Annotated in this window: 1 protein-coding gene; it reads left to right on the top strand. The window is 64.8% G+C overall.

Features of this window, described 5'->3' with window-relative positions; translation table 11 throughout:
- Positions 1-361: methionine adenosyltransferase domain-containing protein (locus tag R0J88_RS19055; protein WP_410900736.1), on the top strand; the 361-nt coding region annotated here is incomplete at both ends.

The following is a 361-nucleotide window of genomic DNA, read 5'->3' as shown; positions in this document are numbered from 1 at the left end:
ACTGTGGTCTGACGGGTCGCAAGATCATCGTCGACACCTACGGCGGCATGGCCCGTCACGGTGGTGGTGCCTTCTCCGGCAAGGACCCGTCCAAGGTCGACCGCAGCGCCGCCTATGCCGGTCGCTACGTGGCCAAGAACGTCGTTGCCAGTGGCCTGGCCGACAAGTGCGAGATCCAGGTCTCCTACGCCATCGGCGTCGCCGAGCCGACCTCCGTCTCGATCAACACCTTCGGCACCGGCAAGATCAGCGATGCCAAGATCGTCGAGCTGGTGCGCGAGCACTTCGACCTGCGTCCGTACGCCATCACCACCATGCTGGACCTGGCGCACCCGATGTATCAGCTGACCGCTGCCTACGG

The sequence above is a fragment of the Pseudoalteromonas sp. SIMBA_162 genome, from assembly GCF_046535955.1.
GTDB lineage: Bacteria > Pseudomonadota > Gammaproteobacteria > Enterobacterales > Alteromonadaceae > Pseudoalteromonas > Pseudoalteromonas marina.
This window is presented reverse-complemented; position numbering and strand designations above follow the sequence as displayed.